This window comes from Candidatus Pantoea carbekii (genome assembly GCF_000971765.1).
Lineage (GTDB): Bacteria > Pseudomonadota > Gammaproteobacteria > Enterobacterales > Enterobacteriaceae > Pantoea_A > Pantoea_A carbekii.
Genome location: NZ_CP010907.1, coordinates 779,903 through 797,364, shown reverse-complemented (window position 1 = coordinate 797,364; position 17,462 = coordinate 779,903). Strand labels below are relative to the sequence as shown.

Here is a 17,462-nt window from a genome sequence, read left to right as displayed (position 1 = left end):
GCCTCAAGCTTAGGGGTAGTATAGCACCAATTTTACTATAAATGTACCATCATTTATGCGCTAGCAATCAAGTGCTATTATTTTTAAATCGGCAAAGTTTTTCACCACTGCTATCTGTCATGATTGTAGGCAATTGGCTCAATGCCAACAATGCGATAATGACTACACTGCACATCAACAGCAACATGATCAACAATTACGTTGTCACCGTTATAATAGACGATCTTCATTATTTACTCAATGTCCAAAGTGTACATTAATACATTTAATCACTGTGGGTATAGATACAGAACAGCTAGAACAAAATCTCAGTGCATTTTTTCTAATATCCTAATTTTTCGTATTGACCACGATATTATGAAATGTAAAGGAGAATTAGAGCAACATTTTAGTGATATCAATCAAGGTGGCGCTCGTATCATAATTGGCACCAAAATGATAGCTAAAGATTATTTTTTCAAAATGTTACTTAGTATCAATGCTAGATATTGATAGCATTTTATTCTCTACTAATTTTTGTACTCCTGAACGTTTTGTACAATTTTATACACAGAGCGCACACTATATAAAACCACTTAAAAAACAAAGTGAATTAATACTCTAAACACATTATTCAGAACATTTTCTTCTCCAGATACTGCTACATTATGGCTATTTTGTTTTACTAAACAAACACTGCTAGAATGACAGTCTGCGCATCTACTAACATGGACACACCATGCACTATTTCAAGCTGAAGACATAGATAAACATAACGTATTATAATATTTCTTAAAAAAAATCGTAATTTATTCGAATAGAGTCCTTTAAAAAAAGGACATACATGGCTAATGAATGGCACCTGAACCTGCTATAGCAAAAAAACATAATGGATATTGGAGATGGAAGTGATTGTTACAACATCCGTCATGTAATTATTTATATGAGTTACTTAAACTTTCAGGCAATTTTATTAATGCGTTAAATTTAAATTAAAAAGTTAAGTGGCTATTAGATATTGATCCCAAAGAAAAGTATTCACATCATTAATCAATAATTAAAACAATATTAATAATAACAATAAACTGCAGTGTTTTTTGTTAGAAATTTTAAAAAATTATTTTATTAAATTGTGTATTTAAAGTTAGAGATTTTGTATCTTATTATTACTTGTATAACATCAGGTTAGTTGGAATAAAATATCTTTTGTTAGTGTATATGAAATCTTTTTTTGACGTTTAAAAAAATATAACTAAAAATCGCATCAATTACTTTTTATTAGAATTTAATATTACGTTAATGAGAAATAAACTTTTCATATTGATGAATAAATAATTAATTTGAATTAAATAGCAATTAAAATTAAGGTAATTAAATCAGCGTAGAATAACATATTTTTTATAAAGTGTTTGTAAAATAATTCTAAATTATTTTAATTTCGATAAAAAATATCAAATGTATATAAGATATTAGATATATCACGTATATATAATAAAATTTTCATTAAAACAACTTGTTAATAACAAAATTTTTTAATTTTGAAATTCAAAAATACGATACCTTAAATTTAAACATGAATGACAATATTATTACTTACATTATTATATTTAAGTACTGTAATGGTATTATGATTATTTTATAAACTACATGCATCCAATATTTCTTTTTAAATTGTCAATCCTCAATATATCTATCTACAATAGATAGATATATTGAGGAAAATATAAAATTTGCTCTATTCGCATAGTAAAAAAAAGTCATGAGAATATTATCAATACTATAATTATCAATAAAAAATATGATTCTTATATCATGGAATAAAAATGTAAATTTGTTTATAAATTTACTCTTTTAAAATTTAATATTAAAATAATATAGGAGGATTTTTAGAAAAAAATCAATGGAATTAATAGCAGTATTAAGTCAAAATGGTGTAAATTGTGAAAAAAGATTATATCGGGTGTAAATTTTTAAAAGAGACACAATGTAAAAAAATTGTTAAACTTAATCAAAATGATAGAAAAAATTTTCTTTTATTATTAAAATTAAAAATAACGTTCGCGGTAGTAATATTCATTAGTGCAATCATTGGATTATGGTCAATATCTCATTACAAACACAAGGATAATCTTCCTATAATTTATTCGGAAAATACCATTAATAATAATATTCTTCAGACTCAACCTAAGGAAAAATGGAAATATATTACAGAACTAGATAATCCTCAGACTACAATACCTACTATTTCAACGAATTTCTCTGTTGATAGTAATATCAAGCCACAATATAATTAACTGAGTAATGAACAACGGAAATTATTGGATGACTGAAGAAAATATAAAAACTTATATAAATTAATATGTAATAAACATACACTGCCTATATTCAAAGATATAGAATAATCTAAAAATTAAATGTATACAAATCTATCAATGATCTGTACAAAAAATAAATTCAAATGAATATTAAAAATACGTTCTCATAGACAAAGAACTTGACTATTCTAGATAGTATAATCAGGCTACTTTACATTTAACGATACAGCTGAATTTATGCGCGCATATTTTAGTATTAAAAGACTGTGAAGATTATCTTGTGAATTGCTATGGTTGAAATCGTGTATTAATTAGCCTATTTAAAGATCCCAAAATTGCTAATAAAACTGTCAAACAATTACGTCATACTATCTATTCAAGCTGTGTTCGCCTAACCAAAAGGGGTTGAAAGCCTTTTGATCCTACCCCATATCAAGTTCAACATTGTACTCCGCGTCCGAAATACTAGGAGTTCTTTTCCACTGTAATGTAAAAAGGGGACTTTGTCTGTGACAACGATATTAAGCGTAAGACGCAACGGTCAAGTAGTGATCGGTGGGGATGGCCAAGCTACCCTTGGTAATACAGTCATGAAAAGTAATGTTAACAAAGTTCGTCGCCTTTACAATGATAAAGTAATAGCAGGATTTGCAGGTGGTACAGCTGATGCTTTTACGCTATTTGAATTATTTGAGCGTAAATTGGAAATGCACCAAGGTCATTTAACTAAAGCTGCTGTAGCACTTGCAAAAGATTGGCGTACTGACCGTATATTACGTCGTCTTGAAGCATTACTAGCAATTGCTGACGAAAATATTTCTCTAATTATTAGTGGTAACGGCGATGTAATTCAGCCTGAAAATGACCTCATCGCTATTGGTTCTGGGGGACCTTACGCCCAGGCAGCTGCTCGCGCGCTATTAGAGAACACAGACATTGCTGCACGCGATATTGTTGAAAAAGCATTAACCATTACTGGCGATATTTGTATTTATACAAACCATAACATTAAATTCGAAGAATTACTATCTAAGGCGTAAGGATCAAAATCATGTCTGAGATGACTCCACGCAAGATTGTTAAGGAATTAAACCGTTTTATTATTGGTCAAGAAAGTGCTAAACGAGCTGTAGCTATTGCACTGCGTAATCGTTGGCGCCGTATGCAGCTCGATGAAGAATTACGTCATGAAGTAACTCCAAAAAACATCCTGATGATAGGTCCAACCGGTGTTGGTAAAACAGAAATTGCACGTCGACTTGCTAAGTTAGCTAATGCACCTTTTATAAAAGTAGAAGCAACAAAATTTACTGAAGTAGGTTATGTAGGTAAAGAAGTTGATTCAATTATTCGTGATTTAACTGATTCTTCTATAAAAATGGTACGAAATCAAGCAATTGAAAAAAACAAACACCATGCAGAAGAAATGGCAGAAGAACGAATCCTCGATGTGCTAATCCCACCTGCAAAAAATAATTGGTGTCAAACTGAGGAGGATAATTCTGAACCGACTGTTGCTCGTCAATCTTTTAGAAAAAAATTGCGTGAAGGCAAACTTAATGAAAAAGAAATTGAAATTAATCTAGCAGCGGTTCCTATGGGGGTTGAAATCATGGCACCTCCGGGTATGGAAGAAATGACTAGTCAGTTACAGTCAATGTTTCAGAATCTTGGCTCTCAAAAGCAGAAATCACGTAAACTAAAAATCAAAGATGCAATGAAATTATTGATCGAAGAAGAAGCCGCTAAACTCGTAAATCCTGAAGAGTTAAAACAAGAAGCTATTAATGCAGTTGAACAAAATGGTATAGTATTTATTGATGAGATTGATAAAATCTGTAAGCATGGAAGTCAATCTTCTGGATTAGATGTATCACGAGAAGGTGTACAGCGCGATTTGCTACCGTTAGTAGAAGGTTGTACAGTATCAACTAAGCATGGGATGGTCAAAACCGATCATATATTGTTCATTGCATCGGGTGCCTTCCAAATTGCTAGACCTGCAGATTTGATCCCAGAACTTCAGGGACGTTTGCCGATTCGTGTTGAATTACAAGCATTAACAGTAAACGATTTTGAACGAATTCTTACCGAACCTACTACTTCTATTACTATACAATACAAAGCATTAATGGGAACGGAAGGAGTTAACGTAGAGTTTACTCAAGATGGTATTCGCCGAATTGCAGAAGCAGCATGGCAAGTAAATGAAACTACTGAGAACATTGGAGCACGCCGTCTACATACTGTTCTAGAACGTCTCATGGAAGATATCTCTTACGATGCTAGTGAACGTAACGGCGAATCTATTACAATTAATTCAGAATATGTTGGTAGATATTTAGATGAATTAGTTTCAGATGAAGACCTAAGTCGTTTTATTTTATAAGTTTATATTAAATATTACTTGTCCAATGCAGTAATTATTGTGTTGGACACTGTTTCTGCTATAGAAATTTTTAAAAAAATTTAATTAGGATGATTTAATGCATGATAGCACATAGTCAACCAAAAAAATTAAGTAAAAAATTACTTAAATTACTTCAATTAATATATATAGCATTGTAAAATAATTAATTATTTTAAAAAAATCGCATATTAATGCGAACATTTTATAAAAATATCTCCATTTTCAAATATAGATAATCAAATTTTAAAATCATTTATATGCTTTCTGTATTTATTATCGTTACATTTTTATAGTTTATAGTAAAAAAATTGATTCTTTTGTACAATAGAAATGTTAATATGGATTTATTTACAATGATACTTAGTAGATACACCCCAACTTATTGAAATGACAATATTATCATAAATGTCGATAATAATATCATATTCACAATTTTGTAATTCATAAATTTATTCATGCAAAAATTATAGATACAGCCACCATAAAAAATTACGTTATAGATATAAAATATTTATTTATTAATGTAAAAAAAAATTGATTTCTTTTAAAAAGAAGAATAATCAATACTATTGATACAACTTTAAATTACATAAATATAATTAATAGCTAAAATAAATACATAATTATATTTCTAATAATAAAGAAAATACCATTTTAGTAAAATTAAACAACATAATTGCTATATATTATACTGTTATATCTGTACTTAACAGATGATGAAAATTTTATTTTTAAATTTAAAAAAATTTTACTAATAATTTTAAAATATCAATTAGTTAAGGAGTAAAGATGACAGATTGGATAAATGCTGAAGTGAAAGACATTAAACACTGGACTGATAAATTATTCAGCTTACGCATTGAAGCACCAATTAATCCTTTTATAGCTGGACAATTTTCTAAATTAGCATTAGAAATAAACGGGGAACGTATACAGCGGGCATATTCTTATGTTAATGCACCCAAAGATTCATTGTTAGATTTCTATATTGTGACAGTGGAAAATGGTCAACTAAGCCCACGATTAAAATTATTACAGCCAGGAGATGGAATACTAATAGCTAAAGACGCTTCAGGTGTTTTTTTGCTACGCGAAATTCCTGATTGTCAAATATTATGGATGATATCCACTGGAACTGCTATTGGTCCTTATTTATCAATTTTACAACAAGGGGAAAATCTTGAACGCTTTGAAAAAATTGTTCTAGTACATGCCGTTCGCTACGCTACAGATTTAAATTTTTTATTACTTTTTATGCATTTGCAAAAATGTTATGCTGGTAAGTTACATATACAATCAGTAGTAAGCCGTGAAAAAATTATTGGCGCACTATACGGTCGTATACCCTCTCTGATAGAAAACGGTCAATTAGAAGAAAGTGTTGGAATACCTATAAAAGCAGAAAATACTCATGTAATGCTTTGCGGAAATCCACAAATGGTACGTGATACTCAAAAAATATTAGAAACTAATCGCAATATGCGTAAACATTTTAAGCACAAATTTGGGCAAATAAGTAGTGAGTTTTATTGGTAAACTTAACACATTAATAAAAAATTCCATTTTAAATATATGTTAAAATTGTTGAAAAATTTTGTAGATGAATGTAGATTCAAACACAAAATCTTTTTTAACTCATGTTAACTAGTTATGATTTTCTGTATTCAATCTCATCAAATGATTAGAATAATCTAATTGATTTAAAATAGGTTTTTATATATAAAATTTACTTTATAACATTCATTATTGGAAAAGGCAAATGACAATTTGGAAAATCTGACTTGCATGTTTCAACACGTCGAAAAATACTTATTGATAATGACAGCAAAATAAAAATTACAGCTTTTATGATGATTTAACCGAAAAATATGAAAATTAAATTATTTTAATTTTCATATCATTAAGGCTTAATAAAATATCTCTATTCTAGTAAAACATTTTCACGTAAATCGGAGAAACGTATGCGACGTCCACTAATTATTGGTAATTGGAAACTTAATGGTAGCAAAAAAATAGCAAACGAATTAATTAGTTATTTAAGAAAAGAGCTACTAGGTATTGAAGATTGTGACATTGTCATTGCGCCACCAATTGTATATCTACATTTAGTAAAACAAGCTCTTATTTCCATTAGTAATATAGACCTAGGTGCTCAAAATGTTGACGTTAATTTATCTGGTGCATTCACAGGTGAGATCTCAGTAAATATGATGAGAGATATTGGTGTAAAATATATTATTGTTGGCCATTCTGAACGTCGTCGCTATCATAACGAAAGCAATGAAGTCATTGCACAAAAATTCCTTATGATAAAAAATGCTAACTTAGTGCCAGTGTTATGTGTAGGTGAAACTGAGAAAGAGCATATAAGAGGAAAAACAAATGAAATATGTGCTCATCAAATCAATGCTATATTGAAAATACAGGGCGTTGCAGCTTTTAGAAACGCAGTAATTGCCTATGAACCAATTTGGGCAATTGGTACTGGCAAATCAGCTACTCCACTACAGGCACAAACAATTCATAAATTTATTCGTGAGTATCTTGCAGAACAGGATACGACAGTAGCCAAAACAGTTATTATTTTATACGGTGGTTCTATTAACGATAAAAATGTCGCACAATTTTTTTATCAACCAGATATCGATGGTGTATTAGTAGGTAATGCTTCATTAAACGCAAACGTTTTTTCAACTATTGTTAAAATTGCTGCTACATGTAAATACTTTAATACTAAATAAAAACTCTGCTGCATCTATTCGATTATTTTCCTTCCTTTTTATTATTCTACTAAATTAATAGCATAATTCATCTAGTTTACTAAATATTGATAAATATCAATCGGTATTGATATTATAATTCTTGTAACTTAATAAAATATTTCAAATGGATTATATAATGCGTATATTTTAATGTCATCTTTAACTTAAAATAGTACAAATTAGTTATAAGCGTTCATTGTGTACTGAAATTTAATACATATCTCAAGCAATCGTTATTCAACTGATTATTTCGATAAGTAATTTTATCGTATTCACTTATATAAACAGTATTTAAAATTGATTTCACAGTTTTTTTTAATATTTTTCTAAAAATATTCTGTATCAGTAGGATATATTAGTTTAAATAATATTAACTCATATATATACCAGTACTGATTTTTAACATGAACTAAATGTTAAGCAGATTAAAATAAATTGAATTATCATTTACTTAAATTAAATAACTTTAGAGTTTTTATAAAAAAAATTTTATGTATCTCTTAATAAATATTTAATTCAATTAAAACCTTAAATATTTTTTAAATCTTTACCTGCGATATCTTTAAGTAAGATCGCTTAATACAGCTGTTTTGCCGTATTTAACCATTCGCATTTAAAAGAACGTTTCATATTTTCAATAGCATCGATAATATCATGATGTACCATTTTTTCATGTTGAATACCTATACACCTTCCGCCATATCCTTGAAGCAGCAATTCAATAGAGTAGGCTCCCATGCGCGAAGCTAAAATACGATCATACGCACAAGGTGCTCCACCTCTTTGAATATGACCCAGTACAGTAACGCGAGTTTCACGTTTTGTTTCTATTTGTATATAATCTGCTAAATCATCAACGTTACAAATACGTTCTGTAATAGCTACAATAGCATGCTTTTTACCTTTAGCAATAGCAGATTTGATTGCGGAAACTAATTCTTCACGAACGTAGGGGATTTCTGGAATCACAATAAACTCACAGCCGCCAGCAATAGCTGCTGCAAGTGTTAAATCACCACAATAGCGACCCATTACTTCTACGATAGAAATACGTTGGTGTGAAGAAGAAGTATCACGCAAACGGTCAATCGCTTCTACGACTGTTTGCAATGCACTAAAGTAACCTATAGTATAGTCGGTACCAGCTACATCATTATCAATAGTACCTGGTAAACCAATGCATGGAAAACCCATTTCAGTGAGGTGTTTTGCACCTATATAAGAACCGTCACCACCAATAACTACTAATGCTTCAAGGCCACGTTGTTTCATATTCTCAATTGCTATTTTTCGAATATTTTCATTACAGAATCTGGGAAATCTTGCAGATCCTAAAAATGTACCTCCACAGTTAATGATGTCGGAGACACTATATCGATCAAGATGAATCATACGATCTTCATATAATCCCAAATAACCGTCATAAATACCAAAAATTTCAATTTCTTCACTTAATGCAGCACGTACGACTCCTCGAATAGCTGCATTCATACCCGGCGCGTCACCGCCACTGGTAAGTACTCCAACTTTTTTAACCATTAAAACCTCTATTGCATAAGACTAAGCATTATATCACTACCAGGAAATAGATATAGTCCAAAATTGAATAAGATAATTTGTAACGGATACTTATTAAAATAGTATACTCACAGTTCCTGTATCCATAATATTCTAAATTTAAAAATATTTCCTCTGTTTTTTTAATTTACTTATAACATTTAATATTTTTAAATTTAGAATATTATGGATAAAATAGATGATAATGGATGTAAATTTTAATTATTAAAAACTATGCAGATTAAACTAATATATATATTAAAATTATAATAGAATGTTTCTATTAACCTATTGTATCGTAAAATTAAATTTATTTATATAAATCGAACGTAATCAATAAATACATCATATCATAACATATGATATGATGGACAGGAATATAAATCATTTGCTGCGTAAATATTAATAACGATGTTTTTGTGTTAAAATCATTAATTATCACTACTTCATACCAAAATATTTAAAATAAATTTATTGTCATCCTAAATCCATATTTAGGATATTATGATCATAATATCAATACAAATATTTTGATTCATTATATATAATATAAATTATATTATTATATTTAAGAATATAAATCAACTTAGCATAAAATGTATTGTAAATATGTTGAAGTAACTATTAAATATATTCTTTATAGAAAATATGCTTGTTTTTTACAGAAAAAAATTAAAATCATATAGCTGATTTATGCAAAATAATATTTTTTTAATTTAAACTTTACTTGTAAGTTATTGATACAATGTTATTAAGATGGAGTATTAAATTATTATTAATAATATATGATAAAATTCATTATGTTACATAATTATTTCTAATTTTAGAACTTTTTTTAAAGAGCATTTCATGCAAAATATTTTTTATTATATTAAAGAAAGTAAAGAGTTAGCTTTGGTTCATATGGATTTTATGAGTTTGTGCACCAGAATAATTGTTTTGCATAATTTATAATATCAAGATATTTATATTATATATTTTAGATTGTTATCTAACCGTCTAAGTGAAGATTCATTATCTAATTAGATAATTTAGACATGTTTATTAAAAATTGTATTTTAATTAGGCAAGTGCTCTGCATACTATTAAATATCAAACCTAGCAAGGCTACCTCATACTACCTATCATCAAGGATATTTTATCTACCATCTACATGCTAGTTAGAGCGATAAAAATGATTTAAAGTTACAATCACAATGTTCTTACAATACATGATTTACTTCTTATTGTATTAGATTTTTTTGTAATTTAAGTAAGTTAATTTAGAGTAATCACTATATTAAATACAATGAATTAAAATTCATCCATATATTATGAATAATATAACAAATAATAACACATTCTTTGCATTATAAAATACAAGGTAATAAAAATGAATAAGATTCTATTAGTTGATAATGATCTAGAAGTTTCTACCTTTATCAAAAAACTTCTTGAAACAGAAGGATTTAAGGTAATGTCAGCTGACAATAGCGATGATTCACTTAAATTGCTAGATAATACTATAGATTTATTAATTCTTGATATTATAATGCCAAAAAAAAACGGTATAGATACTTTGAAAGAGGTCCGTCAGCATTATACAACACCCATAATCATCTTAACTGCTCGTTCAAGCGAATTGGATCGCGTTCTTGGACTAGAGCTAGGCGCAGATGACTATTTAAGTAAACCATTCCACGATCGTGAGCTAATAGCTCGTATACGAGCTATTTTGCGTCGTTCAAATTGGAGTAGGAAACAACAACATTATAACCAAAATAATTCACCTATTTTGTCAGTAGATTGCTTGCGTCTTAATCCAGATTGTCAGGAAGCAAGTTTTAAGAATAAGATATTAGATCTTACAGGTACTGAATTTATTTTATTATATTTTTTAGCAAAACATTCAGGAAAAGTAGTTTCACGAGAGCATCTAAGTCAAAAAGTATTAGGAAAGCAATTGACTCCTTTTGATCGTGCGATTGATATGCATATTTCTAATTTGCGTCGTAAATTGCCCGAACGCTTTGATGGATATCCATGGTTTAAAACTTTAAGGGGTTGCGGCTATTTAATGGTACCAAGTTATGATTAAGTACATACAAAAACTCTTTTTCATGCATTGTTATGTATTTTTACATTCGTACTCTTTTTTGTGATTGACAACAAAATCTAAAGTGATCATCGTATTAGACCACTTTTCGAGCATATATTGAATTTAATAAGTAACATATTATTTATTAAATATAGAGTAAATTCACAATATATATTAACAATATATAGTATATTAAAATAATTATAATAAATGATTTTAATAAATGGTTTTTAACACAATACCTTATGATTTACTAGAGATATACGAATATATTGGTTATTCCCAGTTGTATTTTTTATGAAAATCGCATTGACTGTGCATGAATGAATCAAAAATAATGCCTATTTAATAATTAACGAATTGATTTAAGATTTTTATAAAATTTTCAAAATTAGTATATTATGTATAGCAATTATTTATTATTCGTGTATTGAGATCTGAGCATAAAAATTAAATTTTTTAATATTGTAAGCAGTAAGGCATCTTAATTTCGATAACATCTCAATTGATATTCTTTATTAATTAACATTACATTTTAGTAAAGCTAAATACCATCGCCAAATTCAAAACCAATACTATTAAAATGTTGATCCATATCTATAGAAGGTTTCCGACTAAATGGTTTTCCTACAATACGTGCTGGCACCCCTGCAGCAGTAGTATGCGATGGTACTGGCTGTAATACTACAGATCCCGCAGCAATTTTTGCTCCGCGTCCTACATCAATGTTACCTAGAATTTTAGCACCTGCACCAATCATGACACCTTCTCGGATTTTTGGATGACGATCACCACTTGTTTTACCAGTACCCCCCAGCGTAACTGACTGTAAAATAGAAACATCGTTTTCTACTACTGCTGTTTCACCGATTACGATGCCAGTAGCATGGTCTAACATTATACCACGACCAATACGTGCTGCGGGATGAATATCTACAGAAAAAGAAAAAGAAATTTCATTCTGTAGATATAGCGCTAAAGCACGACGCCCTTTTTTCCATAACCAATGTCCAATACGATAAGCTTGTAACGCATGAAAGCCTTTTAAATATAAAAGAGGTGTTGAATATTTATCTACAGCTGGATCTCGTTGTCGTATAGCTTGAATATCATAAAAAGCGGAGAGACTTATTTCTGGATCTTCATGGTAAGCCTCTTCTATAATTTCACGAATAGTAATCACTGGTACAATAGAGTTAGCCAATTTATGTGCTAAAATATGACTTAGTGAATTTGTTAGATTTTTATGATTTAACAAACTGGCATGATAAAAACTAGCCATAATAGGCTCGCGCTTAACTAAAGCTTTAGCTTCGGTATTGATATTATACCAAAGAAAATCTAATTCTTTAGAAGACATTACTGTCTACTCCTAATCAAATAGCACCTAAGAGGCAGCACTATCATATAATATAATAATTAGCATAATTATCTTAGATACTTTCCTCTTTGCTTGAACGTTTAAGCAAGTTTAATGCTGCTTCTCTTGGTGGTTTTTTGCAATATAATACTTGATAAATTTGCTCGATTATTGGCATTTCTACATTAACATTTTTAGATAATTTTTTAATTTCTTTACTGTTTATATATCCTTCTATAACCTGTCCGATCATATGTTGTGCGTAATTAATGCTTTTACCTTGACCCAGTATTATACCAAAACGACGGTTACGTGACTGATTATCAGTACATGTTAAAACCAAATCGCCTAAACCTGCCATACCTATAAAAGTGTTTGAATTAGCTCCTAATACGCTACCAAGTCGGCTCATTTCTGCTAAACCGCGAGTAATTAAAGCAGTTCGTGCATTAGCACCAAAACCTATGCCATCAGAAATTCCAGCACCTATCGCAATAATATTTTTTACGACACCACCAAGTTGTACTCCAATAATATCTGAACTATTATAAACACGAAAATTTTTTCCACAATGTAATTTCTGTTGTAAATCTTCTGCAAATTGTAAATCAGTCGATGCTAAAGTAATAGCTGTTGGCAACCCGATTGCCAATTCCTTAGCAAAAGTTGGACCAGAAATTACTGCTAGTGGAATCGAATTGCCAAGTATCTCTTTAGCAACGTCATGCAAAAATCGCCCAGTTGTTTGTTCTAATCCTTTAGTTGCCCATACAATTCTTGAATCTACACGCAAAAAAGGTTTCATGTGTATTAGAACATCTCCAAATGCAGAACTTGGTACAGCAATTAATAAATCACGACTCGCTCTGACTACATTAGCTAATTTAGGTTCAAGAATAAGATTTTCTGGAAAAAGCATTCCTGGCAAAAAAGTAGAATTGCATCGATCTATTTGCATTTGTAGTATTCTTTGTGGTCTATGACTCCAAAGTAGAACTATATGCCCATTACGAGCTATCGAAATAGCCAAAGCAGTTCCATATGAACCAGCGCCAATTATACTAATAGAAGAAGTATTCATGAATATATATTGTTAAATATACTGATATGATTATATTGCATTATTTTTTTGCTTTTGTGAATTATGCATAAATAAGGCATCAAAATTGACAGGTGCTAAGTTAAATTGAGGAAAAGAACCACGTGATATTAAATTCGTAATACATTCACGTGCATATGGAAAAAGAATACTTGGACAGTATGCGCCTAAACAATGCGCCATATGATCATCTAGAATTCCATTGATGGCAAAAATTCCTGCTTGCTGAATTTCGCATAAAAATGCTGTATCTACATCAATCGTAGCTATTACGCTAACATGTAGTACAACCTCATACATATGATTATCTAATTGAGAGGACGCTATATCTAAATCCAATTTAATTTCTGGTTTCCAGGTTTTTTGAAAAACGTGAGGTGCTTTGGGTACTTCAAAAGACACATCCTTAATATAAATACGTTGAATCTGGAATTGCATTTCTTTATTATTTTCTGACATATCATTCAATCCCAAGATTTTAAATTGCTTACTCAAAAATTATTCTGGTCCAAAGATCAACCTTCTAGCACCTGTTATTAGATATGCTAGTATTACAGATTTTAAATATCTCAAACTATTAATAAAGTTATACACCATGCTATATATAAAATTCAATGAAATCAATTCAGTTGGCTATTTGACATGTTGTTTATCTTTCATGAATAAAAATTTTCGAAAATTCTGTATTAATCAAGTTGAATTTTCTGAATTAAGATTAATCATAAAAACTGATTAAATCAATATGATATGTATCTTAATTAAGATACATATCATTTATTTCGTACAAGAGGCAAATGTTGATTATTCCAACTATTCAACCCTCCTTTCAATACAGAAACCTTAGTAAATCCAGATGTATTTAAAAATGCTGCTAACTTTTGAGAATGATGATCATTTACACAGACAAGTATAACATGTCTTAACTTATATTTTTTTAACATACTAAAATTGTTTTTTTTAAAATCCTCTGCTGGAAAATTTAATGCTCCTATAATATGACCTTTGCAGTACTCATCATTTGAACGAATATCTATAACTACTGAATTTTTTTTATTAATTAATCGGATTACTTCATCATGAGTAATTCTGTTAACTTGCGAGAATACTATTTTAATAAAATTAATAATTACAAAAACAAATAATAGTAACCACACTAAAATAAGGATCGAGTGTTTGCTTGCAAATTGTATAATGTCTTCTTGCATAAGAAGTAACAACTCCAAACCTAAGTGATATTAATAGATCAATTCTAATTATACTGGACTATACGAGTATACTTAATGTGTATTCTAATATAAATAGAATCATATCCTGCACCTTGTTCCTGAAGATTTCTCAATAGTTAATAAAAAAAATGACAATTAAATACATAAATATAATATTTCTACATAATAGAACATTATCTTTAGCTAAACATTATGTGTACTTAGACAATACATACTTTTAAAAATGTTATCATATGATGAATAACTTAATTAAGATAATTTAACGAATAACTTACCATAATCTAATTGTACCAAGCAATAAAAATTTTTTATTCAATAAATTTTATTTAAATAAATTATTTAATGACTTTTTTAAAGTAGTTTTTTGAAAAATGTTATTCAAAAAAGACATGATTAATAATCATAACATATTAAAATTTGGTAAAAATTATCTATTGAGAACATGATCTTATTCAATCAATTAAATAGTCATAAAACACTACATTATAAATAGTAATAGTAGATCTTATAGGAAAGTACCAGCAAAGTATTTATTTATTTGCTATGTCTAGTCTAAAAAAATTTAACTGAAGTAGAATGAATATATTGAACATACACACAAACAAAGTAATTTACAACAATTTAGATGAAAACACTAATAAATGTAATTGACTCAAAACTAAAACAAATTTTAAAATAAAATATATAATATATTGAAATTTAAATATATACTCTAATGCATAAAATATATGAAACAATTTATAAAACATTCTTGCAAAAAAGAAACAGTAAAATATTGTTAAATTTTGCAAAATAAGTAAAAACATATAATAATTTCAATATCCATTTAACTAAAAAATGAGGTATTAAATATTGTAATTCATAATGTCATCAATAACTTTGAATATTAAAATATTACTTTTAATTATATTAAATATTTATATACATAATAAAAAAAGATCAGCATTAGTTTAACTAACGCTGATCTTTTTTAAATTAAAATATTATTTGTGTAATATAAAAAATGTAATAAAAGATTGAAGATATGAAATACTAGAAAATTCTGTAGGACTTATCGAATAAATTAAAATGTAATCTTGATTATAACTCCTATGATTATTGTTCTTTCTAGTATGGGAAGAATCATTAATTAAAATATTCATTTTTATTTTAATATTTCAAAAAAACAAGTTTTACGCTTAAGGTATAACATGTTGATTTAAAATGTATTGATTATTTATTTTATTTTTTAATTCAAATAATCATATTTATAAAATAAATTTTTAATCATGCTTTTAGCACATAAAACATTATCGTCTTTTTTTTGAAACAGTGACTATTTTATGAGAACACATCCATTTATATTGCTCAGATCATAAATTTAGGACATTAGCACATAATGAAATCAAACAAAAAAAAAATCTTGTTACTTGACAATGGCGAAGAATGGGGCGGTGGTACTAATAGTATGCTTGAACTATTAAAACGTATTAATAGAGAAAATTTTTCAATCACATGTTGTTTTTATAATAATTACTTCCGCGGTAACGGTGAATCTCTTGACATGGCTCTTTCATCTTTAAAGATTCCAGTATTGTTTATACCAAAACGCAAAAAACCACAATGGGTAAAAATTATTCAAGAATTTTTTCGTATTGCTTTATTTTTTAGCAAAAATTTAAAAATTTTTTTCATTAGTTATGTTAATATGCAGTGGAAAATTTTACCTAATGCTAAAAAAATTTCTTCATTACTAATATTAGGAAAATACGACATACTGTATATGAATAATCAACCAAGTACAAATATAGAAGGATATATTGCAGCAAAAAAACTTAATGTTGCAGTTGTACAGCATTGTCGTATCCAACCATCGCTTAATAAAAAATTAGTTAAAATGATCAATGAAAATTGTGATATGATCATTGCTGTTTCTCATAGTGTCAATGTAATACTTCAAAAGCATGGTGTTGATGAGCAACGCTGCATAGTTATTCCAAACGCCATTGATACCCATCAATCTTTGCCCGATCGTTTTGTCGTTCGTATGAATTTAAAAATTTCACCAAAAACCTTTATTTTTGGAACAATTGGATCATTAATTGCACGTAAATCTCATCATCATATTTTACAAGCTTTAGGAAAATTTAAAAAAATTAATTCTTCTAGCAATTGGAAATTCATTATTGTAGGCACAGGACCAGAACGTCAATCTTTGCAAGATATAGCATTTCGTGAAAATCTTCATCAACACGTTATTTTTACTGGCTTTCAGAATAATGCTTTAGATTATTTAAGTACCTTTGATATTTTCATTCTTGCTTCATCTAAAGAAGGATTACCTCGCGTTATCCTTGAAGCAATGTTAGTAAATACTTCAGTGATTGGTTCAAATGTAACAGGAACCGCGGAATTAATTACACATAATGTAAACGGACTGTTATTTGAATATGGAAATATTGCACAGCTTACAAAATATCTGACGAGATTATATAATAATGCTGAATTAAGAATGAAATTCACTAGAGCCGCTGGTCAGCATGTAAGAAAACATTATGTTATTGAAAATTATGTTTCTGGTGTTGAGTCAATATTCTTTCAAGTTTACAAGCAAGATAAATAATCTAAAATTTCTAATTAAGTGAATATATGGTCAACCTATTTGAAATACATATGCAGAAAAAATTATCAATGTACT

The 17,462-nt window shown here is 28.6% G+C and carries 13 protein-coding genes; 7 read left to right on the top strand and 6 right to left on the bottom strand.

The window, feature by feature from the left end; translation table 11 throughout:
- Positions 1-357: 357 nt before the first annotated feature.
- Positions 358-492 (top strand): hypothetical protein, encoded by a 135-nt coding sequence (locus BMSBPS_RS04745; protein WP_268748049.1) that lies wholly within the window; start codon positions 358-360, stop codon positions 490-492.
- Between the two features lie 172 nt (positions 493-664).
- Here BMSBPS_RS04745 and BMSBPS_RS04695 read toward each other — a convergent pair whose 3' ends face one another.
- Entirely contained in the window at positions 665-841 is a 177-nt protein-coding gene (locus BMSBPS_RS04695; protein ID WP_235375451.1) for a hypothetical protein, read from the bottom strand.
- Between the two features lie 1,962 nt (positions 842-2,803).
- On the opposite strand from BMSBPS_RS04695, the gene hslV reads away from it, so the two are divergent.
- The 4 genes from hslV to tpiA all read left to right on the top strand — a co-directional run bounded on the left by hslV (position 2,804) and on the right by tpiA (position 7,445).
- A complete protein-coding gene (hslV, locus tag BMSBPS_RS02850; protein ID WP_022564095.1) occupies positions 2,804-3,334 on the top strand; it encodes an ATP-dependent protease subunit HslV in 531 nt (176 codons plus the stop codon).
- Positions 3,335-3,345: 11 nt separating this feature from the next.
- A complete protein-coding gene (hslU, locus tag BMSBPS_RS02845) occupies positions 3,346-4,683 on the top strand; it encodes an HslU--HslV peptidase ATPase subunit (RefSeq protein ID WP_022564094.1) in 1,338 nt (445 codons plus the stop codon).
- Positions 4,684-5,493: 810 nt separating this feature from the next.
- Entirely contained in the window at positions 5,494-6,240 is a 747-nt protein-coding gene (fpr, locus tag BMSBPS_RS02840) for a ferredoxin--NADP(+) reductase (protein WP_022564093.1), read from the top strand.
- Positions 6,241-6,665: 425 nt separating this feature from the next.
- The gene (gene tpiA, locus BMSBPS_RS02835; protein WP_046201157.1) at positions 6,666-7,445 is read left to right on the top strand and encodes a triose-phosphate isomerase; all 780 of its coding nucleotides are present in this window, start codon (positions 6,666-6,668) and stop codon (positions 7,443-7,445) included.
- Positions 7,446-8,042: 597 nt separating this feature from the next.
- Here tpiA and pfkA read toward each other — a convergent pair.
- Positions 8,043-9,005 carry a 6-phosphofructokinase gene (gene pfkA, locus BMSBPS_RS02830; protein ID WP_022564091.1) on the bottom strand — a complete coding sequence of 321 codons (963 nt, stop codon included), beginning with the start codon at positions 9,003-9,005 and terminating at the stop codon, positions 8,043-8,045.
- A 1,390-nt stretch (positions 9,006-10,395) separates the two neighbouring features.
- Between pfkA and cpxR the strand changes: the two genes are divergently transcribed.
- Positions 10,396-11,100 (top strand): envelope stress response regulator transcription factor CpxR, encoded by a 705-nt coding sequence (gene cpxR / locus BMSBPS_RS02825; RefSeq protein WP_022564090.1) that lies wholly within the window; start codon positions 10,396-10,398, stop codon positions 11,098-11,100.
- 544 nt (positions 11,101-11,644) lie between these two features.
- On the opposite strand, the gene cysE is transcribed toward cpxR, so the two are convergent.
- From cysE to BMSBPS_RS02805, 4 genes are all read right to left on the bottom strand, one after another.
- Positions 11,645-12,460 (bottom strand): serine O-acetyltransferase, encoded by an 816-nt coding sequence (gene cysE / locus BMSBPS_RS02820; protein ID WP_022564089.1) that lies wholly within the window; start codon positions 12,458-12,460, stop codon positions 11,645-11,647.
- A 73-nt stretch (positions 12,461-12,533) separates the two neighbouring features.
- Positions 12,534-13,541: an NAD(P)H-dependent glycerol-3-phosphate dehydrogenase gene (gpsA, locus tag BMSBPS_RS02815; RefSeq protein WP_022564088.1), complete on the bottom strand. Its 1,008-nt coding sequence runs from the start codon at positions 13,539-13,541 to the stop codon at positions 12,534-12,536.
- Between the two features lie 30 nt (positions 13,542-13,571).
- A complete protein-coding gene (secB, locus tag BMSBPS_RS02810; RefSeq protein ID WP_022564087.1) occupies positions 13,572-14,018 on the bottom strand; it encodes a protein-export chaperone SecB in 447 nt (148 codons plus the stop codon).
- A 311-nt stretch (positions 14,019-14,329) separates the two neighbouring features.
- A complete protein-coding gene (locus BMSBPS_RS02805; RefSeq protein ID WP_046201156.1) occupies positions 14,330-14,764 on the bottom strand; it encodes a rhodanese-like domain-containing protein in 435 nt (144 codons plus the stop codon).
- A 1,399-nt stretch (positions 14,765-16,163) separates the two neighbouring features.
- Between BMSBPS_RS02805 and BMSBPS_RS02800 the strand changes: the two genes are divergently transcribed.
- Positions 16,164-17,387: a glycosyltransferase gene (locus tag BMSBPS_RS02800; protein WP_022564085.1), complete on the top strand. Its 1,224-nt coding sequence runs from the start codon at positions 16,164-16,166 to the stop codon at positions 17,385-17,387.
- The last annotated feature ends 75 nt before the right edge of the window (positions 17,388-17,462 follow it).

Bases quoted from the DNA above. Each gene is read 5' to 3' on its own strand.
- BMSBPS_RS04745 (WP_268748049.1), top strand. From the start codon at position 358: ATGAAATGTAAAGGAGAATTAGAGCAACATTTTAGTGATATCAATCAA.
- hslU (WP_022564094.1), top strand. From the start codon at position 3,346: ATGTCTGAGATGACTCCACGCAAGATTGTTAAGGAATTAAACCGTTTT.
- fpr (WP_022564093.1), top strand. From the start codon at position 5,494: ATGACAGATTGGATAAATGCTGAAGTGAAAGACATTAAACACTGGACT.
- tpiA (WP_046201157.1), top strand. From the start codon at position 6,666: ATGCGACGTCCACTAATTATTGGTAATTGGAAACTTAATGGTAGCAAA.
- pfkA (WP_022564091.1), bottom strand. From the start codon at position 9,005: ATGGTTAAAAAAGTTGGAGTACTTACCAGTGGCGGTGACGCGCCGGGT.
- cpxR (WP_022564090.1), top strand. From the start codon at position 10,396: ATGAATAAGATTCTATTAGTTGATAATGATCTAGAAGTTTCTACCTTT.
- cysE (WP_022564089.1), bottom strand. From the start codon at position 12,460: ATGTCTTCTAAAGAATTAGATTTTCTTTGGTATAATATCAATACCGAA.
- gpsA (WP_022564088.1), bottom strand. From the start codon at position 13,541: ATGAATACTTCTTCTATTAGTATAATTGGCGCTGGTTCATATGGAACT.
- secB (WP_022564087.1), bottom strand. From the start codon at position 14,018: ATGTCAGAAAATAATAAAGAAATGCAATTCCAGATTCAACGTATTTAT.
- BMSBPS_RS02805 (WP_046201156.1), bottom strand. From the start codon at position 14,764: ATGCAAGAAGACATTATACAATTTGCAAGCAAACACTCGATCCTTATT.
- BMSBPS_RS02800 (WP_022564085.1), top strand. From the start codon at position 16,164: ATGAAATCAAACAAAAAAAAAATCTTGTTACTTGACAATGGCGAAGAA.